The 17,530-nt window shown below is 70.8% G+C and carries 20 protein-coding genes and 1 pseudogene; 7 read left to right on the forward strand and 14 right to left on the reverse strand.

The features are described from left to right. Window positions 1-2 precede the first annotated feature (2 nt). Window positions 3-296, reverse strand: a complete 294-nt coding sequence (locus JOE48_RS25675; RefSeq protein ID WP_210033978.1) for a hypothetical protein — start codon at window positions 294-296, stop codon at window positions 3-5. Window positions 297-735: 439 nt separating this feature from the next. Here JOE48_RS25675 and JOE48_RS25680 point away from each other — a divergent pair, with 439 nt between their 5' ends. Continuing rightward, window positions 736-948 (forward strand): hypothetical protein, encoded by a 213-nt coding sequence (locus JOE48_RS25680; RefSeq protein ID WP_210033979.1) that lies wholly within the window; start codon window positions 736-738, stop codon window positions 946-948. Window positions 949-995: 47 nt separating this feature from the next. Then, a complete protein-coding gene (locus tag JOE48_RS25685; protein ID WP_210033984.1) occupies window positions 996-1,808 on the forward strand; it encodes a hypothetical protein in 813 nt (270 codons plus the stop codon). A 110-nt stretch (window positions 1,809-1,918) separates the two neighbouring features. Here the strand turns inward: JOE48_RS25685 and JOE48_RS25690 are convergent, their stop codons facing one another. The 3 genes from JOE48_RS25690 to JOE48_RS25700 are packed head-to-tail and all read right to left on the reverse strand — an operon-like array spanning window position 1,919 to window position 5,512. After that, entirely contained in the window at window positions 1,919-2,542 is a 624-nt protein-coding gene (locus JOE48_RS25690; protein WP_210033985.1) for a hypothetical protein, read from the reverse strand. After that, entirely contained in the window at window positions 2,530-3,213 is a 684-nt protein-coding gene (locus JOE48_RS25695) for a DUF1214 domain-containing protein (RefSeq protein WP_210033986.1), read from the reverse strand. The genes JOE48_RS25690 and JOE48_RS25695 overlap by 13 nt, the downstream gene beginning before the upstream one ends. Before the next feature lie 4 nt (window positions 3,214-3,217). Continuing rightward, entirely contained in the window at window positions 3,218-5,512 is a 2,295-nt protein-coding gene (locus JOE48_RS25700; protein WP_210033987.1) for a transglycosylase domain-containing protein, read from the reverse strand. Between the two features lie 521 nt (window positions 5,513-6,033). Between JOE48_RS25700 and JOE48_RS25705 the strand changes: the two genes are divergently transcribed. After that, window positions 6,034-6,525, forward strand: a complete 492-nt coding sequence (locus tag JOE48_RS25705) for a YcgN family cysteine cluster protein (protein WP_210033990.1) — start codon at window positions 6,034-6,036, stop codon at window positions 6,523-6,525. A gap of 15 nt (window positions 6,526-6,540) precedes the next feature. Here JOE48_RS25705 and JOE48_RS25710 read toward each other — a convergent pair whose 3' ends face one another. The 6 genes from JOE48_RS25710 to JOE48_RS25735 all read right to left on the reverse strand — a co-directional run bounded on the left by JOE48_RS25710 (window position 6,541) and on the right by JOE48_RS25735 (window position 10,614). Continuing rightward, on the reverse strand, window positions 6,541-7,218 hold the full coding sequence (locus JOE48_RS25710; RefSeq protein WP_210033994.1) for an NrsF family protein: 678 nt from the start codon (window positions 7,216-7,218) through the stop codon (window positions 6,541-6,543). Beyond that, on the reverse strand, window positions 7,218-7,775 hold the full coding sequence (locus JOE48_RS25715) for an RNA polymerase sigma factor (protein ID WP_210033996.1): 558 nt from the start codon (window positions 7,773-7,775) through the stop codon (window positions 7,218-7,220). Before JOE48_RS25715 ends, JOE48_RS25710 begins: the two co-directional genes overlap by 1 nt. 107 nt (window positions 7,776-7,882) lie before the next feature. Continuing rightward, window positions 7,883-8,614: a thioredoxin family protein gene (locus tag JOE48_RS25720; RefSeq protein WP_210033998.1), complete on the reverse strand. Its 732-nt coding sequence runs from the start codon at window positions 8,612-8,614 to the stop codon at window positions 7,883-7,885. 67 nt (window positions 8,615-8,681) lie between these two features. Next, window positions 8,682-9,476 (reverse strand): creatininase family protein, encoded by a 795-nt coding sequence (locus JOE48_RS25725; RefSeq protein WP_210034000.1) that lies wholly within the window; start codon window positions 9,474-9,476, stop codon window positions 8,682-8,684. 110 nt (window positions 9,477-9,586) lie between these two features. Beyond that, on the reverse strand, window positions 9,587-10,120 hold the full coding sequence (locus JOE48_RS25730) for a protein phosphatase CheZ (protein ID WP_210034002.1): 534 nt from the start codon (window positions 10,118-10,120) through the stop codon (window positions 9,587-9,589). Between the two features lie 110 nt (window positions 10,121-10,230). Beyond that, window positions 10,231-10,614 (reverse strand): response regulator, encoded by a 384-nt coding sequence (locus tag JOE48_RS25735; protein ID WP_012317888.1) that lies wholly within the window; start codon window positions 10,612-10,614, stop codon window positions 10,231-10,233. Window positions 10,615-10,958: 344 nt separating this feature from the next. On the opposite strand from JOE48_RS25735, the gene JOE48_RS25740 reads away from it, so the two are divergent. Both JOE48_RS25740 and JOE48_RS25745 read left to right on the forward strand, forming a co-directional pair. Beyond that, window positions 10,959-11,945: a bifunctional riboflavin kinase/FAD synthetase gene (locus JOE48_RS25740; protein ID WP_210034004.1), complete on the forward strand. Its 987-nt coding sequence runs from the start codon at window positions 10,959-10,961 to the stop codon at window positions 11,943-11,945. Between the two features lie 64 nt (window positions 11,946-12,009). Then, window positions 12,010-12,228, forward strand: coding sequence for a DUF2093 domain-containing protein (locus JOE48_RS25745; RefSeq protein WP_210034006.1), 219 nt, complete (start codon window positions 12,010-12,012; stop codon window positions 12,226-12,228). A gap of 3 nt (window positions 12,229-12,231) precedes the next feature. Here JOE48_RS25745 and lpxK read toward each other — a convergent pair whose 3' ends face one another. Genes lpxK through JOE48_RS25760 form a run of 3 tightly spaced genes read right to left on the reverse strand, consistent with a single transcriptional unit; the run spans window position 12,232 to window position 15,328 of the window. Further along, window positions 12,232-13,215: a tetraacyldisaccharide 4'-kinase gene (gene lpxK, locus JOE48_RS25750; protein WP_210034007.1), complete on the reverse strand. Its 984-nt coding sequence runs from the start codon at window positions 13,213-13,215 to the stop codon at window positions 12,232-12,234. Continuing rightward, a complete protein-coding gene (locus JOE48_RS25755) occupies window positions 13,215-14,546 on the reverse strand; it encodes a 3-deoxy-D-manno-octulosonic acid transferase (protein WP_210034008.1) in 1,332 nt (443 codons plus the stop codon). The genes lpxK and JOE48_RS25755 overlap by 1 nt, the downstream gene beginning before the upstream one ends. Beyond that, a complete protein-coding gene (locus JOE48_RS25760; RefSeq protein ID WP_210034009.1) occupies window positions 14,543-15,328 on the reverse strand; it encodes a lysophospholipid acyltransferase family protein in 786 nt (261 codons plus the stop codon). Before JOE48_RS25760 ends, JOE48_RS25755 begins: the two co-directional genes overlap by 4 nt. A 294-nt stretch (window positions 15,329-15,622) precedes the next feature. On the opposite strand from JOE48_RS25760, the pseudogene JOE48_RS25765 reads away from it, so the two are divergent. Together JOE48_RS25765 and JOE48_RS25770 are read left to right on the forward strand one after the other, a co-directional pair. Beyond that, window positions 15,623-16,117 (forward strand): annotated as a pseudogene (locus JOE48_RS25765) (VIT family protein); the annotation flags it as partial. Window positions 16,118-16,181: 64 nt separating this feature from the next. Further along, window positions 16,182-17,090 carry a metallophosphoesterase gene (locus JOE48_RS25770; RefSeq protein ID WP_210034011.1) on the forward strand — a complete coding sequence of 303 codons (909 nt, stop codon included), beginning with the start codon at window positions 16,182-16,184 and terminating at the stop codon, window positions 17,088-17,090. A 72-nt stretch (window positions 17,091-17,162) separates the two neighbouring features. Here JOE48_RS25770 and JOE48_RS25775 read toward each other — a convergent pair whose 3' ends face one another. Next, window positions 17,163-17,324 carry a hypothetical protein gene (locus tag JOE48_RS25775; protein ID WP_210034013.1) on the reverse strand — a complete coding sequence of 54 codons (162 nt, stop codon included), beginning with the start codon at window positions 17,322-17,324 and terminating at the stop codon, window positions 17,163-17,165. Between the last annotated feature and the right edge of the window lie 206 nt (window positions 17,325-17,530).

Below are 17,530 nucleotides of genomic sequence, written 5' to 3' on the forward strand. Positions count from 1 at the left end.
CCTCAATCGTCGGACAGCGACTTGCTGCCCGTGCGCTTGTCGTAGTCACCGATCGCAGCGCGGCACTCGGGCGAGAGGCGCTTCCGGTTGCGCGTCATGCAGCGGTCCGCGTCCTGGCTGTTCGGGTCGACGCCGGCGCAGAGGCGGAAGTAGTCATTCGCACAGCCAAGCTGCAAGCCCTGGTCCTCGCGTTGGGCGTAGGCGGGGCCGGCGGTGAGCGCGAGCAGCGCCAGCGCCGCCGTGGCGAGCCCGCGGCGGCGGGAGAAGCGCAGGGATCGTTCCGGAACCAGTCGCATCCAGCGGTGTCCTCAAATTTCGATCGGGCGGAGAACCGACGTGGCGGTCCCCCCTCCACCCGCGTCCGGCATATCGGTCGCGACAGGCGCTAGGCAAGCACCGGAGGTCCGCAGGGGTTCCGCACAACGCCATCACGGCCTGGGCTCGCCCGGGTGTGCCCTCCTGGCCGCACGATCGTTCAGGCCGGTGAGAAAAAGGCCCCGCCCGGGATCGGGCAGGGCCTTGAAGTCGAAGGGAGGAAACGCCCGCCATGGGCACATTCACGTCTGCAAGTCGCGCGCCAATTCGTTTTCGCGGCCTGAAAGGCCATGGCCCGGACGGTGATGGGCCGGAAAGACTCCGTTAACCATGGCGTGCTGGATTGTTTCCGTAGCCCTTGCCGACGCCCTCCGCAGGGCCCGGGCCGGATGCTCGGACCGCCGACAGGAGCCGGAGACCATGACGCTTTTCAAACCGCAGGAGATCGGCCGCCCCCCTCTGCTGGCACAGGCGGTCGCAACGATGCGCGAATCGACCGCAGCCGCATCAGCGGTCCTCATCCCGTTTCCCGGCCCGGAGGCACGGCGGACATGCCGCATCCCGCGCTCCGGCGAGCGGCGCGGGGAGATCCTGCTGTTTCTCGGCGTGCGCTACGAGCGCCTCGCTTCCTGAGCGGGCGAATACCCGGACGGCCGCGCGACGTCTCCCACGGTTTTCTCATGCCAGTCCCGGACAGAAGGCGCATCACCCGCCTCCGCACCGCCGCCTGCCTCTTGCCCACGGGCATAGCGCTGGCCCTGCTCGCGGCCTGCACGCAGAGCGGCGATTTCGGGCGGCCGCGGACTGGCGTCTGGAACGGCCTCATCGACACCACAGGCAGCTTCAGCACCCATGACCGCGGGCGCCTCCTGCTGGACTCGGGCCTGACCGACGACGAGCAGGCGTTGCGCGACCGCGCCTGGCGGTTCGTACAGCCCGCCAGCACCTTCTCGGCCTTCCAGGACGCCGTGCTCGGCCTCGCGAGTGCCCATGCGACGCCGGCCACGTGGCGCGTCGAGGAGATCGGCGCCTACTACGAGACGCTGACCGCCGCGCCGTCCCGCTCGCCCGTCTCCCGCTACCGCCAGCTCGGCGACGACGCCACCGCCGATGCCCGCCTGATCCCGATCTTGGCAGCGCTCGCGGCCCGAGTGATCGACGCGGATGCCGCCCGGCTGCGCAGCTTGCCCTTCGCCAAGACCTTGAACGATGCCGACATCCGGCTGGCCGCGCAGCGCGTCGCCGAGAACCGCTGCCTGATCGCCTGGGTGCGGCTCGAGGCCCGCCTTCGGCTCGCCCGCTACCGGTTCGCCCTGGAGCACCTGTTCGCCGAGGCGCCGGTCCCCGAATCGGTGGGGGCGGAGCGGTCGCTGACGATGCTGGCGGCCCGTCGCAACCTGCTCGATCCGCTCCTGCCGCCCGATGCGGCGGCGCGGTGCGGCCTGGAAGCTGTCCCGGTCGCACAGGCCGGGCCGCTCGTCGTGAAGGACTGAAGCCGCCGTAAGAGCGTCTTCCGCCGAAGCCGTCACCGGTTTTGCGCAAGACGATGAAGAATCATCAATAGGTTGGAGCATTTCAGCGATTCAAGCGTCGCTGAAATGCTCTAACGGCCGGTGCCCTTGCCGGATGTGTCCTTCGCCGTGTCATCCGTCGCCGTATCGGTCGAGCAGGAGACAGCCTGGACCGCGGCATTGGCGGCGGGGCGCTGGCTCGGCAGGCCGGCGATCACCCGCACCACCACGAAGCCGCGATTGTCCGGCGCGACGATGCGCACGTCGCGGCTCGGGTCGTTCTCGTCGTCGTCGGCGAGCGCTTCGTCGTACTGGGCGCGGGTGAGGATCACGAGGTCGAGGGCGCCGCGGACCGCAGCCTGATCGGTCACCGCGTAGAAGGCGCCGCGCCGTGCATGGGCGGCGAGCGACAGTGACAGCGGACCGGTCCGGGCGGAAACGCGCATGGGACCCTCGGTCAGGTCGTAGGCGCAGACGCCCACCGCCACCGCCGGATCCGGAATCGGCAGCCAGGCCTCAGGCGGGGAGGGGTCGTCGCCGGTGGCGACCGTATAGATCGGCTGCGGATGATCCAGGTTCTCGCTGGTGCGGGCGCGCGAGACGGCATCCTTGTCCGACAGGTGGGGGATGGCCAGCACTGCCGCGATGTGGACGATGCCGGCGATCACGAGGCCGAGCAGCGTAGCGTAAACGAATCGCAGGTTCACGAGGCGCACCCTAGGCGGGTGATGGCCGGCACCGAGGTGCGGTCGAGGGATCCGACGCTCGCGGCGGCCGGTGTGTCGTAGAGGCGCAGCGCCAACCGCACCGGGCCGCTCGCACGGGGAGACGGGAGCCAGTTCCCTGGCTGGACATCGGGTCCGAGCATCACAGTGAACCGGCCGTCGGGCGTCCGCAGGACCTCCGTCGAAGTGAACCCCTCGCGCACCGGCGCGCGACCGGGCTCACGCGGGCCACGGCCGGCCACCGTGAGCGTCCAGGCTCGCGCGGAGGGCGTCGCGCCGCCGATCTGATAGGTGCAGGTGGCATCGAGGGCTCGGCCTGCGTCGTCCACGGCCGCCGTCATCAGCAGGCCCTCGCCGACCGCGAGCGGGATTTCGCCCCGCCGGGCATTGACCGCGCGCGTGTAGGGATCGGCGCTCGCCGCACCGGCCCGGGGCCAAGCGGTCCAGGCGCCGACCTGCACGCCACCGAACGGATAGCCCCCGCTCGTCGCCCAATCGGCTGTGGCGAGGCCCAGGGCGCCGCCGAGCGCGAGGGCGTAGACGGCAAGCCCGGCCACGGAGCTCTTGCGCCAGAGACGGGCAATGAACCGCACGGCGCCGCTGCGCCGGGCACCCGCGACCGTCGAATGGCGGCCGAGGGCTTCGGGAATTGCGAGCTTCATGCGCTCACCGCACCTCGATGAAGCCGCCGGCCGAGCGGCCACCGTCGGCCACCGCGCGCGGTTGGCCCGCCGGCCCGGCCGATGCCCGGTCGTCGGGTTTCTTTCCGGCCTTCGGATCGGCGGCGCCGGACCGGGCGGCCGGATCCACGGCGGGCGCGCGGTCGACCGTGCGGAACAGGCCGTTGAGGCCGCTGATCACCTCGAAGGAGCGGCGCGAGAGCTTGCCGTAGGCGCTGGCATTGGGGTCGGTCGGGGCCGTGGGGCCGCCGGAGGCCTGCTGCTGGGCGGCGCGCGAACTGTCCTTCAAGCCCGGCAGCCCCTTGATCTCGATGCCCTGGTGCGCCGGCTCCATCACGTCGTGCCAGGTCTGGGCCGGGAGCGAGCCGCCGGTGAGCTTGTTGGTCGAGGTGTGGTCGTCGTTCCCGAACCAGACCGCGCCGACGTAATTGCCGGTGTAGCCGACGAACCACGCGTCCCGGTAGGCGTTCGTGGTGCCGGATTTCCCCGCCACTTTGACCCCTTCGAGCTGCGCCCGCTTGCCGGTGCCTTCCTCGACGACCTTGTTGAGCATGAAGTTCATGTCGGCCACGACCTGGGGCGCGAGCACCCGCTCGGGCGCCTCGTCGGCGTGCCGGTAGATCACCTCGCCCGAGGAGTTCTTCACCTCCATGGCCGCGTAGGGCTTGGCCCGGAAGCCGCCGTTGGCGAACACCGCGTAACCCGCGGCCTGATCGATCACCGTCACCTCGTCCGAGCCGATCGGCATCGAGACCGTGTCGATCAGGTTCGTGGTGATGCCCATCTTGTGGGCCAGTTCGGTGATCTTCGCGCGACCGGCCTTGGCGGCCCGGGCCTCGTGGCTGATGCCCATGGCCTTGCCCAGCGCGATCGAGATCTTGATCGGGATGGTGTTGATCGACTTGGCCACGGCGAGCCACATCGGCACCCGGCCGGCGTAGGAGCGCCCGTAATTCTGCGGGCACCAATTGCCGATGCAGACCGGGCTGTCCACGACCGGCGTGTCGGGCTTGAACAGGCCGGAGGCCAGGGCCGCGGAATAGACGTAGGGCTTGAACGACGAGCCGGGCTGGCGCAGCGCGTCGGTGGCCCGGTTGAACTGGCTCTCGCCGTAATCGGCGCCGCCCACCATGGCGCGCAGCGCCCCGTCGGGGTCGAGGATGACCATGGCGGCCTCGTCGACATCCATGGCGTCGCCCGACTTGCGCAGAATGTCGGCCACCACCTCGTCGGCGCGCTTCTGAATCGCGAGGTCCAGCGGCGTCTTCACCGTCAGCACGCGGTCGCTGCGCAGCTTTCCGGCATCGGCCATGCCCTTGATCTCGCCGAAGGCCCAGTCGAGGTAGTAGTCGGCGGTGATGTCGCGGGTGCGGGTCACCGGCGTCGCCGGATTACGCAGGGCCGTCTGGATCTGGCCCTCGGTGACGAAGCCGGCCTCAACCATGTTGTGCAGCACGTCGGCCGCCCGGGCGCGGGCCGCCGGCAGATTGACGTGCGGGGCGTACTTGGTCGGCGCCTTGAACAGCCCCGCCAGCATGGCGGCCTCGGCGAGGCTGATGTCCTTGAGCGGCTTGCCGAAATAATAATCCGCCGCCGCCACCGCGCCGAAGGTGCCGCCGCCCATATAGGCCCGGTCGAGGTAGAGCTTCAGGATCTCGTTCTTGGTCAGGTGGCTCTCCAGCCACAGGGCCAGGAACGCCTCGTTGACCTTGCGCTCGAGGGAGCGCTCATTCGTCAGAAAAAGGTTCTTGGCGAGCTGCTGGGTGATCGAGGAGCCGCCCTGCGTGCCGCCGCCGCCCTTCGAGTTGTTCACGAGGGCCCGGAGGGTGCCGATCGGGTCGATGCCCCAATGCTCGTAGAAGCGCCGGTCCTCCGTGGAGACCAGCGCCTTGATCATGATGTCGGGAAACTCGTCGAGCTTGAGCGAGTCGTCGTGCTTGATGCCGCGGCGCCCGACCTCGGTGCCGTAGCGATCGAGGAAGGTGACGGCGAGGTCCTGCTGCTTCAGCCAGTTCTCGCTGGTGAGCTGGAACGCGGGCTGCGCCAGCGCCAGCATCAGCACGGCGCCGCCGGTGCCGAGGGTGACGGCCTCGCTGGTGAGGTCGAGGGCGACGCGCTTCCAGCCACGCACGGCGAAGCGGCTCATGACGCGCTGGAAGCGCTCGTAGGCCTCGCCGGTGGACTGGCCGCCGTCGTAAAGGCTGGCATTGACCCAGGCATCGAACGCGAGGGCGGCGCGTTCGAAGCGAACCTTGATCTCGGTGAGCGTCGGCAGGCGCACGATGTCGAACCCGGCTTGTCGAGCGCCTCTGCGGCGGATGGTGGCGCGGCCGCGCCGCCGGCGCGAAGCCTGCGCCCGGGCCACCGCGCGGCACGCCCGTCCATAGCAGGATCCGGAACCGTCGGCGAGGCTCTGCGCAGTCTCGCGTATCGAAGCGGACGAGCTTGGGCATAACGCGCCAGGAGGCGATCGGGTCGCATGAAGGCGCCGATCGGGCTCGCAGACCGCCTGGTGAGCCGATAATCGCGGCGTTTGGGCAGGGCGCAGCCGCCCCCCCGTCGTTCCGGGGCGCCGAAGGCGAGCGCGGAACCCAAAACCGCCGACGCCCGCCTCCTATGGCTCCGGCGGAGGCTCTGGGCTCCGGCCCTGCTCCGCAGCGTTGGAATGACGGGGTTCGTTGTCCATGGCACCGGCCTGCTCTTGGGACCCGACTCTCGGGGCAGGCGTGGCCGGCGGCTACGCTTGCAGCGATCCCGCGGCTCGGGCAGAGAGACGCACCTCCCGATCGAGAGACCTGAAAGATGCCCAAGCCCGAGGCGCCGCGCCGCGGGGACGTCGAGCCGTTCTGGCGGACCAAGACCCTGGAAGCGATGAGCCCGTCCGAATGGGAGAGCCTGTGCGACGGGTGCGGCCGGTGCTGCCTGATGAAGCTCGAGGACGAGGATACCGGCGAGGTCCACCACACGGATGTCGGCTGCACGCTCCTCGACGGGCTCACCTGCCGCTGCCGCGACTATCCGCGCCGTCAGAAGCGGGTGCCCGACTGCGTCCGTTTGACACCCGAGGCGGTGCGCACGATCCCGTGGCTGCCGCCGACCTGCGCCTACCGTCTCGTCCGGGATGGCGAGCCGCTCTACCCGTGGCATCCCCTGATCTCGGGACGGGCAGCGAGCGTGCATGAGGCCGGGATCTCGGTCCGCGGCCGGCTCTCCGGCAATGAGGAGGAATTCTCCGAGGACGAGTTGCCGGACCGGATCGTGGATTGGCCGGCCCGCGACCCCTATGGGGATTGAGGCCGGGGCAGGCGCTCAGCCGGTTCCGGCGTCGCGGCCGATCAGCCGGCCCCCGGCCAGCCCGTTGATGCCTATGACGATGGCGACCGCGGCCGCGTGGATCAGGAGATCGGTCGCCGTCGCGTCATGCGGATGAACCGGCATCAGAAGGGCCGCCGCTGCGGCGGCCACCGCGAGGCCGCCCAGGGCCGCCGTGAGGTTCGGTCGAAGGGGGCAGGCGCGCCGCAGCATCACGACGATCAGCGCCGAGAGCGGCACCGACACGCAGATCAGAAAGCTGAAGCAGCCCGTCACCGTGTGGGCGCCCGGAATGTCGGCTCCCGGCGCGACCCACTCGCGCAGGCAGCCGAGACCGCTCGCCCCGATCCACAGGGCCAGCGGCGGCACGGGCAGGAACGCCCAGCCGGCCGAGCGACCCGGCACGCTGGTGGAGAAAGCCGCGAACGCGGCGGCCGCGGCGGTCAGCACGGCGCCCAGAGCCGCCAGGGCGAGATCGGGGACGCGCATCCGCAGCATGAAGCCGCCGGTGCCGCTCCAGGCCGCCAGGACCAGCCCGATCAGCAGGGCCGAGCCGAGCCACAGGGCGGCGCGCGCACCGGGAGCCGGGAGCGGCCGCACGGGCTCGAGGCTGCCCGCGAGGTCCTCGACGAGCCGCTCGTGGCGGGACAGGCTGCAGCCGGTGCGTTCGGCCATCACTCCCTCTCCTGCGTCAGGCTGGCCCGGAGCGCCTTCAGCGCGCGGTGAAGGTTGACCTTGAGTGCCCCCTTGCTCCGGCCGGTCAGCGCCGCGGTCTCGTCGAGCGAGAGCTCGCGCAGGCCGAGATGCTCCACTGCCTGCCGCTGCCCCTCCGGGAGCGACGCCACCGCGCGCGCCAGGGCGGCGGCGCGGTCCCGCGCCTCTAGGCCGTGCCCGGGGGCCGGGCCGGGGTCGGCCTCGGCCTCGTAGGCCAGGGGATCGTTGACCTCCCGCGGTCGGCGACCCGAACGGCGCAGCCGATCGATCACCCGCCGCTGGGTGATCGCGCGCAGCCAGGGCAGGAACGGGCGCGCCGGATCGTAGCTCGCCCGCGCCCGGTGGACCGTCATCAGCGTATCCTGCACGACATCGTCTACCGCCTCGCCGCGCACGCCCTGGGCCCTGGCGATCGCCGACACGACCGGCAGGCAAGCCTTCAGCAGGGCGCGATAGGCGGCCGCGTCGCCGCCCTGCGCCGCGGCCATCAGAGCCGCAAGATCCTCTTCGAGCGCCATCCGGGCTCCGCCGTTCCGTCCTCCGGCACGGGCCGTCTTTTGCCCGCGTTCCGGTCCGGGCGCCAGCACCCAGCCGCCCCCACCGGCGCTGCCTTGGAGGGTCAGCATCATCGCAGCGCCTCCCGGGCCGCCCCGATGCCAGGCCGATCCAGTCGGGCGGCCCCGAGGATGCCCCCGTCCTCCGCCTGCAGGAGCAGGGCCGCGGTCTCGCCCTCGGGCCGGGCGGCCGTGAAGGTCGCGGCGGCGCCGGACCAGGGACCGAGCTCGTGGATCGAGCGGACGATATTGGCCTGCTCGATGATGCGCCCGGCATTCTCGCCGCGCAGCACCCGGGTGGTGTGGCTCGGATCGAAGCCGATCAGCAGGACCCGCCCGACGCCATGGCCCGACCCGACTCGCGCGGCGACGCGGTCGCCCTCGCGGGACAGCGTCGCCGGGATTGCCGGCGCAGCCTCCCGGGCCTGCGCGATTGCGCCGCGCAGGCCGGCCTCGTCGGAGCCGACGAGGCCGGTCCGGCCATCGATCACCGCCTCCGGTGTGTAGGCGCCACCACCGAGCCGGGCCGCGTAAGCCTCCTGACGCGCGGTGGCGGCGGGCAGGGCGTAGGGATCGCGCCAGTTCAGGTGGTTCCAGTAGGTGACGTGGAACGCGAGCGGCAGGACATCGGCATGCTCCCGCGCGAGTCGGCCGAGCAGCGCCTCGGCGGGCGGGCAGGAGGAGCAGCTCTGCGAGGTGAACAGCTCGACGACGACGGGACGCTCCGCCGCGGCGGTCGGGCCGGCGGCCGCGCAGATCAGGGCGGCGGCGATCAGCACGATGGGACGCTGGATAGGACGCATGGCCGGGGCTCCCGCGCCGGCCTTCACGCCCGGCGTACCGGCTCTTTCGGCCGCACGGCGGCGGCGGTTACGCCGGTGCCGGCCCGTCGAGCTCGAACGCGTCGACGTCGCGCAGGAGCGCCACGAAGGCCTGCGCCCCGTATTCGAGCGCCGCGTGGCCGGCTTCGGCCGTGCCGAGCCGCGCGTCGCCGATGGCGCCGGAGGGATGGAGATCCTCGGCTTTCCAGGCGAAGGCGGCAGGACGGCCGGCGCGCAGGTGGGTGAACTCGCGGATCATCGCGCGGGTCCGCGGCGGGAAGTCGGCGATCCGGTCGGTCCGCACGAGATCGGGGCGCAGGGCCAGCATCAGCGCGGTCTCGATGCCGCCGGCGTGGATGCCGTGGGCGATCTCCTCGGACGGGAACAGGCCCTCCGGATAGCCGAACCGCGCCCAGGAGGTCGTCACCACGACCATGCCGAAGCGCGACCGAAGCTCACCCGCCACGAGGTCGATGAGCGGGCTGTTGCCGCCATGGCTCGTGACGATCACCAGCTTGCGGCACCCGGCGCGGCTGACCGCGGCGCCGAGCCCCGTCCAGGCCGCGAGCGCCGTCCCGATCTCCAGGGACAGCGTCCCCGGGAAGGCGTCGTGCTCGTCGGACTTGCCCACGGCCTGCACGGGCAGCAGCAGCACGTCGAGATGTGCCGGCACCAGCGGGCGCACGCGGGCGATGTAGCCCTCGGCAATGTCGCAATCGGTCGAGAGCGGCAAGTGGGGACCGTGCTGCTCGATGGCGGCCACCGGCAGCACCGCGATGGCGCGCCGCATGTCACGATGGGCGAAGTCTTGCGTGGTGAGGTCGGACCAGAGCCGCGCCGCCATTCCCTGCACAGGCCTCCTGCCGGCGCCGTGCGGCAACCGGGTACGGGCAGCGATCTAACCGGAGCGCGGCCGCCGAGTCGACGCCCGGACCGGCGATCCGGCGCGGCGCATCAGGCGAAGAGCGCGTCGATGTCGTCCTGAGAGGGTGTCGCCTCGACCGCCTGGGGGCCGTTGAGCAGCAGATCTTCCGCCCGGGCGCGGCGGGCGCGCTCGGCCGGGTCCAGGGAACCGGTGTCGCGGGCCTTCACGGCCCCGACGAACCGGGCGAGGCGCTGCTCGAACAGCCTGAGTGATTCCACCACCTTGGCGATCCGCTGCCCGGTAATGTCCTGGAACGCGCAGGCCTCGAAGATCGTGTTGATGCGCTCTTCGACCGCGTCGCGGTAGCCCGGGCCGTCCGGGAGCCCGAGCATCGCTTCTGCGGCTTCCATGATGGTGTTGGTGGCGCCCGCGGTCGCCGCGACGACGCTGCCGAGCTCCTCGTGCGCCATGGGGATCCGGTCGCGACTCATCTCGTTCGCCCGCAGCGCGCCGATCTCCTCGCGCAGGTGGGCGATATAGTCCGCGATCTCGATCAATTCGGCGATGACGGCCTGCGGCTCCCGCATCCGCAAATCGACCTGCCGCGCGACGGCTAACGACATGCTGTCCTCCTGGGATCGATGACCGTCCTGGCCGGCTGTTCCGGTCCCGCGTGCCTTGCGGCGCGTCGGCGATCCGGCTGGACGGCGCGGGGAGCGCTGCATGGGGCCGATCAGCTCCCGCAGACCGCCTCGATCTTCGACTTCAGCGTGGCGGCGTTGAAGGGCTTGACGATATAATTGTTCACGCCAGCCTTCTTGGCCGCGATGACGTTCTCGGTCTTCGATTCGGCCGTCACCATGATGAACGGCGTCGTCCGAAGATTCTCATCCGCACGCACGTGCCGGAGCAGCTCGTACCCCGTCATCGGCTCCATGTTCCAGTCGGAGATCACGAGGCCGTACTTGCGGCCCTTGAGGCGCGCAAGAGCTTCGGTACCGTCCGAAGCATCATCGACCTCCTCGAACCCGAGCTGTTTCAGAAGATTACGAATAATGCGGACCATTGTCTGGTAATCGTCGACAACGAGGATCGGCATGCTCAAATCGAGAGCCATCGAACAACTGCTCCGTATTGCCCGGCGGGAAGCCGCGGCGGCTCCCGGATAGATTAACGCTTCGCTAACGCGGCAATTTAGCTGCGCGGCACGACATTTTAAATAGCGCACGCGCATTGCGAAGCGGTTAATCGGCGCGGCCCGCGCATGACCCGGACTCACGGCCAAGTTTCATGGCTCGGTTCCAGGGCCCCATCCCGAGGGCTCGCTTCGTGCGGCGCGCTGACAGGTGCCCTCTCGCTTGACCCTCCGGACGCCTTTGGGCAGGGTCCGGCCGCGTCGGGCCCCTTGCGGACATGTCAGGCGATCCCATCCGACCCTTCCCAGCACCCGACTCCACATCGATGGCCTCAGGCGACGCAACGGCCGCGCGGCCCTTCACGATCTGCCGCGCCGATGCGCCGGTGCCGCCGGCCCTGGCGGGGGCCGTGGCGGCGATCGGCAACTTCGACGGCGTCCATCTCGGTCACCGGGTGCTCGTCGAGAGCGTGCGCCAGGCGGCGGCCGAGGCCGGTCGCCCGGCGGCGGTGCTCACCTTCGAGCCGCATCCGCGAGCCTATTTTACGCCCGACGCGCCGATGTTCCGCCTTACCGGCCCCGCCGCCAAGGAGATCGTGTTCGCCCATCTCGGCCTCGACGGATTGATCATCCGCCGCTTCGACGGCGCCCTCGCGGCCACGGGGGCGCGCGCTTTCGTGCTCGATTTCCTCAAAGCATCGCTCGGCCTGTCCGGCGTGGTCGTCGGTCACGATTTCCATTTCGGCCGTGGCCGCGAGGGCACACCCGCGATCCTGGCCGAACTCTGCCGCGAGGCCGGGATGAGTTGCCGGATCGTCGAACCCGTCGCCCTCGGTGGCGAGACCGAGCCGGTGTCGTCGAGCGCGATCCGCGTGGCGCTTGCCGCCGGCGACGTGACCCGCGCCAACGCGTTGCTCGGCTATCGCTGGTTCGTGCTCGGCCCGGTCCAGCACGGCGACAAGCGTGGCCGTCAGCTCGGCTTTCCAACCGCCAATGTCAGGCTGCCGGATTGCGGACTGGCCCACGGGATCTACGCGGTCCGGGTCCGCCTCGGGTCCGGTCGGTTCTACGACGGCGTGGCGAGCTACGGGCGCCGCCCGACCTTCGACGACGGCGCGCCGCTCCTGGAGATCTACCTGTTCGATTTCTCCGGCGATCTCTACGGGCAGGAGATCGCCGTCGAATTCGTCGGTTACATCCGCGGCGAGGAACGGTTCGACAGCGCCGACGCCCTGGTTGCGCGGATGCACATCGATGCGTCCGCCGCCCGCGCCGTGCTGGGGCGCGATCAAACCCGGTCGATGCTGACCTGACTCTTCAGAAGCAGCGCGGCCGGCGCGGATCGTGTAGAAAGCGAAGGTCGATCAGGAGGCGGATGTGCTGGGTCGTTACGAACGCGCGAACAATGGCGAGGCGGTCGTCGAGTACGGCGACGGCACCATGCGGGTGGTCAAGCCGGGCAGCTTCGTGCGGTGCGCGGTGACGGGGGAGCCGATCCCGCTCGACGCCCTGCGCTACTGGAGCGCGGTCCGGCAGGAGGCCTACGTCTCCCCCGATGCGATCCTGAAGCGGCTCAAGGAAACCGGCCGTCCCTGACCGTCACGGCGCGCCCGCGAGAGCGCCCAAAACCTGCCGACGCACGGCCTCTCCGTCGTCGAAGGCGAGGCGCACGCGCAGCACGCGCACCCCGGCCGCGAAGTCGGGCGGCAGCCGTGCGGCGTCCTTCTCGGTCGTGATGAGATCGGCTCCGAGCCGCTGCGCCTCGGCCGCCAGGGTGGCCAGGTCTCCGCGCCGGTAGGGATGGTGATCGGGAAACGGGCGCGTCGCCGCGATCACAGCCCCCGCGTCGGCGAGCGTCGCGAAGAACTTGTCCGGTCGGCCGATCCCCGCGAAGGCGAGGCAGCGCCGGCCCGCCAGATCGTCCGTTTCCCGGACAAGGCGCGCCCGGTGGACCGGCAGACCCCGGCCCTCGGCCGCGCGAGCGACTGCCTCGCCCGGCGCCCCGTCGCCGATCAGGATCAGCCCGGCGACGTGTCGCCATTGGCGGTCGAGCGGCGCCCGCAGCGGGCCGGCGGGAACCGGCAGACCGTTGCCGAGGCCGGCGGGACCGTCGATCACGGCAAACCCGAGATCCTTCGCGAGGGCCGGGTTCTGCAGCCCGTCATCCATCACGATGGTGTCGGCACCGAGCGACCGGCACAGGGCGGCTCCGGCCGGCCGATCCCGGGAGACCACCGTCACGGCCCGGCGGGCCAGGAGCAGCGGCTCGTCGCCGACCGCGACCGCATCGTGCCGGTCGAGATCGACCTGCACCGGGCCTGCCGTTCGGCCGCCATAGCCGCGGGATAGAAAGGCGGGCCTGCGGCCGAGCGCGGCGAGGAGGGCGGCCAGGGCCAGGGCAGCCGGCGTCTTGCCGGCGCCGCCAAGGGTGAAGTTCCCCAGGCACAGGACCGGGCAGCCGGCCCGTGCGCCGGGCCGATCCATGCGCCGGGCTACGAGCGCCCCGTAGGCAGCTCCCAGCGGCGCGAGGCAGCGGGCGGCCGGATGGTCCGGCCCTGCCGCCCAGAAGGCCGGAGGCCGCATCAGACCCGCGCGAGCGGGCGCACGGGACCGCCTCGGTCGAGACGCTGAAGCTTCATCTGCGCGACGAACGGATCGAGCACCGCGAGCGTGCGCGCGACCGCGCCCTCGAAGGGCTGCAGGGCGCTCTGCCCGGCCTGCATCATGCCGGCGAAGCGTCCCGGATCGCTCAGGAGTTCGCCGGCGACCGTTGCCAGCTCGACGCCGTCGCGCACCGGCAGGGCGCCGCCCGCGCGGTCGAGGGCGCTGTAGATCACCGAGAAGTTCTCGGTATGCGGGCCGTGCAGGACGACGGTGTCCAGACGCACCGGCTCGATAGGGTTCTGGCCGCCCCGCGACACCAGGGAGCCGCCGAGGAACACCAGAGCGGTGAGACGGTAGAACAGGCCGAGTTCGCCGATCGTGTCGGCGACATAGACCTCCACGGACGGGTGCGGCCGTCCCCCGGCGGAGCGCCGGGCGCTGCGCAGGCCGAGGGCGTCCGCGCACGCGACCACCTCGCCGCCCCGGGCCGGATGCCGCGGGGCGATGATGGTCAGGAGTTGCGGGAACCGGGCCTTCAGCACCGCGTGCGCATAGGCGACCATCGCCTCCTCGCCGGGATGCGTACTCGCCGCCACCCAGACCGGCCGGCCGGCGAGCATGGCGCCGAGATAGGCGAGCTGTTGCGGGTCGGCCGGCGGCACCGGCGCGTCGAACTTCAGGTTCCCCGCGATGCTCACCCGCGGCGCACCGAGCTTGGCGAAGCGCTCGCCATCCTCCTGCGTCTGGGCCAGGCAGATCGCGATCCGCGACAGAAGCGCCTTTGCGGTGCGGGGGCAGCGTTCCCAGCCATGGAAGGAGCGCTCCGACATGCGCCCATTGACCAGGATCAGCGGGATCTCGCGCTCATCCAGGGCGAGAATCGTGTTGGGCCAGATCTCCGACTCGGCGATCACCGCCAGGTCCGGCTGCCAATGGTCGAGGAAGCGCGCCATCCAGCGCGGGGCGTCGAGGGGCATGTATTGGTGCACCGCGCCGGACGGAAGACGGGAGCCGATCAAGTCGGCGGCCGCACGCGTGCCCGTGGTCACCAGCACGGAGAAGCCGCGGGCAATCATGCCCTCGACGAGGCCGATCAGCGACAGCGCCTCGCCGACACTGGCCCCGTGCATCCAGGCCAGCGGCCCGACCGGGCGCGCCCGGCCCGGCAGACCGCGCCGCTCGGGCAGGCGCAGCGGGTCCTCCTTGCCGCGCTGCGCCCGCCACGCAAGAAGCCCGGTCAGCGCCGGCTCGCCGATCCGCAGGCCCGCCCGGTAGGCCTGGAGCGGCAGGGTCACCGAGGGGCGCCTCACGCGACGTCTCCCACCGGAGCCGGCTCGGCGGTCGGGGCCGGATCCCGGTAGAGCGCCGCGCGGTCGGCGCGCCCGACCAGCGCGTAGGCGCGCGCATGCACGCGGTTCATCTCGGCCTCGACGAAGCGCCGCAGCGTCTCGAAGGCGTCGCCCTCGCTGTCGCGCGGCACGTAGATGGGATCGCCGAGCACGATCGCGCCGCGCCCGAACGGCAGGCCGAGACAGGCACGGTCCCAGGATCCGAATCGCAGGTGCCGGCTCGTGACCACGGCGGCCGGGACAATGGGACGCCCGGAAAGGCGTGCCAGCGTCAGGATCCCGGCGTCGCAGCGACGCGAGATCTTCGGCACGTCCGCGCTGAAGGCGACCGACTCCCCCGCCTTCAGGGCCCGGAGCATGCCCCGCAATCCTTCGGCCCCACCTTTGGCGCGCAGGTCCGTCGCCCGGCTCCGGCCCCGGGCGCCGGAGGCCCGCATCACCCGCACGCCGAGGTGCTCTAACGCGATGGTGTTGATGTTGCCGTCCGGATTCTTCGAGATGATCGTGGCCACCCGGTCTTTCGGCCGGCTCATGAACGGCATCATGATGTGCTGCCCGTGCCACATCCCGGCGATGAGTGGGATGTGTGCGTCCATCCACGCATCCACGCCTCCCGGAGGCGCATGTCCGGCATGGATCTCGAAGCGGTTCGTCCGCCGCACCAGCTTGAGATAGGAGGCCGCGAGGCGCCCGAGAACGCGCTGCGCGAAGGGATGTCGGATGAAACGCTTGCCGAGGCTCATGTCACGCCTGGGACGACCGGAAAGCCGCCGCCCGATCGGGTCCGGATCGAAATTGTCCGCGCATGGTCTAGCCTCCGCGCCGAAGCCGAGACAACCGGCCTTCTCCACAACCAGAGGTATGTGATCGGCCTGCTCCGTCGGACGTTCCGGGACCGCGCATGCTCCCGTCGCACGGCAAAAACACGGCGCAGCGACTTGTTTAGAGATATTCCAAACTATAGATTGGAATTCATCTAAACAGGGATTCGACGCATGGCAGCCGTTCTCGAGAGCACCAGTCGCACCGCCGCCGAGGCCCATCGCAGCTTCGTCCTGCGCTATGTCCAGCCTGGCCTGGCCGGCTTGATCGACGGCTCCGTGTCGACCCTGGCGCCGATCTTCGCGGCGGCCTTCGCCACGGGTCACAATGGCGCGACCTTCCTAGTCGGCCTGGCAGCCTCGGTGGGCGCTGGAATCAGCATGGGGTTCACGGAAGCCCTGTCGGACGACGGCAGCGTCACCGGGCGGGGCGACCCGCTGATGCGCGGTCTCGTCTGCGGGGTCATGACGACACTCGGCGGCCTCGGCCACACCTTGCCCTACGCGATCCCCGACACGCTTCCCGCGGGCTGGCCGAACCCGTTTCTCCTCGCCACGACGCTCGCCGTGCTGGTGGTGGCCGTCGAGTTGATCGTCATCGCGGCGATCCGCACGCGCTTCATGGCGACGCCGTTCTGGCGGGCCGCGATGCAGGTGATGCTTGGCGGCGCGCTGGTGCTGGCCGCCGGGATCCTCATCGGGAGCGCTTGACGACGGGCCCCGCGCCCGCGATGCGGAGCGCGTCCCGTAGCCGTCTCGAGGGTGACCTCCGGCGTTGACCTTCCGCCTTGCCCATCTCAGCGACCCGCATGTCGGCCCCCTCGGTCGCGTGCGCCTGCATCAGCTCATCGGCAAGCGCGCCACTGGCTACGCCAACTGGCGGCGCGGTCGCTCGCGCAGCCACGACATGACCATCCTGGAGGCCTTGGTTGCCGACCTGAAAGGCCAAGGGGCGGGGCACGTCGCCTGCACGGGCGACCTGTGCAACATCGGCCTGCCGAGCGAGTGGGAGACGGCGCGGACCTTCCTCGAAGCCCTGGGCCCTCCCGAAACGGTGAGCTTCGTCCCGGGCAACCACGACGCCTATGTCCGCGGCTCCCTGGAGGGGCTGCTCGCCGCCTGTGGCCGCTACACCGGCGACGACACCGGGTCTTCGGGACGGTTCCCCTATCTTCGGCGACGCGGACCGCTCGCCCTCGTCGGGCTCTCCAGCGCGATCCCGACCAAGCCCTTCGTGGCCACCGGACGGCTCGGCGCACCGCAACTCGCCGCGGCCGAGGTGCTGCTGCGGGCGCTGGCCACGGAGCCGGGCCACCCGTTCCGCGTCGTGATGATCCATCACCCGCCGCAACCGGGGGGGGCCTCGCCGGGGCGTGAGCTGAAGGACGCGGCCGCCTTCACGGCGATGATCGGGCGAGCGGGCGCGGACCTGATCCTGCACGGCCATAACCACGTCACCAGCAGCGCGATCATCCCGGGTCCGGACGGACGTGGCGTGCCGGTCGTCGGTGCGCCTTCGGCCTCGGCCCGCCCGGACGGGCACGGGGCGATCGCCTCGCGACGGGCCTCCTACCTGCTGTACGAGATCGCTCCCATCGGAAACGGCTACGCGGTCAGCGCCCGGCGACGGGGCCTCGATGCGGCGGGGGCGATGGGCGACCTCGGGCCTATCGACCTCGCTTGAGCCGATCGGCCGGCACGGCCCCCTTCTTCGGTCGCGCCGGCCTGACAATCGTCGATGGTCATCCTTGCGCGATCAGACGCCGACCGCCGCGAGATCGGCGCGCTGTTGCCGGCTGAGACTCGCTTCGTAGCGCTCGGCCTGAAGACGTGTCAGACCGCAGATCAGAGCGAGTGTGCCGCGATACACGGTGTAAGTGCCGTCATGTGTCGGCTTAACACGAATCACCTCTGCCATGGAAGCCTGCCTTTTCTAGAGGTTGCCTGCTTTCGTCTGAGGAGATCGTCCTTTTTGCTGGATTGGCGGGTCGAACGCGCGAACAATGACGAGGTTAGCCGTCGTTTACGGGCTGGCAAGGGCTCAATCCGGACGAATGCTTAAGTAATTCTGCTGCAGTGCGGCAAACCCTTGCGGCCCCTGACGATCCCCGGCTGCATAAAAAA

The organism is Methylobacterium sp. PvR107, assembly GCF_017833295.1.
Classification (GTDB): domain Bacteria; phylum Pseudomonadota; class Alphaproteobacteria; order Rhizobiales; family Beijerinckiaceae; genus Methylobacterium.

Excerpts from the sequence above, each read along its gene's own strand:
- JOE48_RS25675 (WP_210033978.1), bottom strand. The coding sequence starts at position 296 with ATGCGACTGGTTCCGGAACGATCCCTGCGCTTCTCCCGCCGCCGCGGG.
- JOE48_RS25680 (WP_210033979.1), top strand. The coding sequence starts at position 736 with ATGACGCTTTTCAAACCGCAGGAGATCGGCCGCCCCCCTCTGCTGGCA.
- JOE48_RS25685 (WP_210033984.1), top strand. The coding sequence starts at position 996 with ATGCCAGTCCCGGACAGAAGGCGCATCACCCGCCTCCGCACCGCCGCC.
- JOE48_RS25695 (WP_210033986.1), bottom strand. The coding sequence starts at position 3,213 with ATGAAGCTCGCAATTCCCGAAGCCCTCGGCCGCCATTCGACGGTCGCG.
- JOE48_RS25705 (WP_210033990.1), top strand. The coding sequence starts at position 6,034 with ATGCCCAAGCCCGAGGCGCCGCGCCGCGGGGACGTCGAGCCGTTCTGG.
- JOE48_RS25710 (WP_210033994.1), bottom strand. The coding sequence starts at position 7,218 with ATGGCCGAACGCACCGGCTGCAGCCTGTCCCGCCACGAGCGGCTCGTC.
- JOE48_RS25715 (WP_210033996.1), bottom strand. The coding sequence starts at position 7,775 with ATGGCGCTCGAAGAGGATCTTGCGGCTCTGATGGCCGCGGCGCAGGGC.
- JOE48_RS25720 (WP_210033998.1), bottom strand. The coding sequence starts at position 8,614 with ATGCGTCCTATCCAGCGTCCCATCGTGCTGATCGCCGCCGCCCTGATC.
- JOE48_RS25725 (WP_210034000.1), bottom strand. The coding sequence starts at position 9,476 with ATGGCGGCGCGGCTCTGGTCCGACCTCACCACGCAAGACTTCGCCCAT.
- JOE48_RS25730 (WP_210034002.1), bottom strand. The coding sequence starts at position 10,120 with ATGTCGTTAGCCGTCGCGCGGCAGGTCGATTTGCGGATGCGGGAGCCG.
- JOE48_RS25735 (WP_012317888.1), bottom strand. The coding sequence starts at position 10,614 with ATGGCTCTCGATTTGAGCATGCCGATCCTCGTTGTCGACGATTACCAG.
- JOE48_RS25740 (WP_210034004.1), top strand. The coding sequence starts at position 10,959 with ATGGCCTCAGGCGACGCAACGGCCGCGCGGCCCTTCACGATCTGCCGC.
- lpxK (WP_210034007.1), bottom strand. The coding sequence starts at position 13,215 with ATGCGGCCTCCGGCCTTCTGGGCGGCAGGGCCGGACCATCCGGCCGCC.
- JOE48_RS25760 (WP_210034009.1), bottom strand. The coding sequence starts at position 15,328 with ATGAGCCTCGGCAAGCGTTTCATCCGACATCCCTTCGCGCAGCGCGTT.
- JOE48_RS25775 (WP_210034013.1), bottom strand. The coding sequence starts at position 17,324 with ATGGCAGAGGTGATTCGTGTTAAGCCGACACATGACGGCACTTACACC.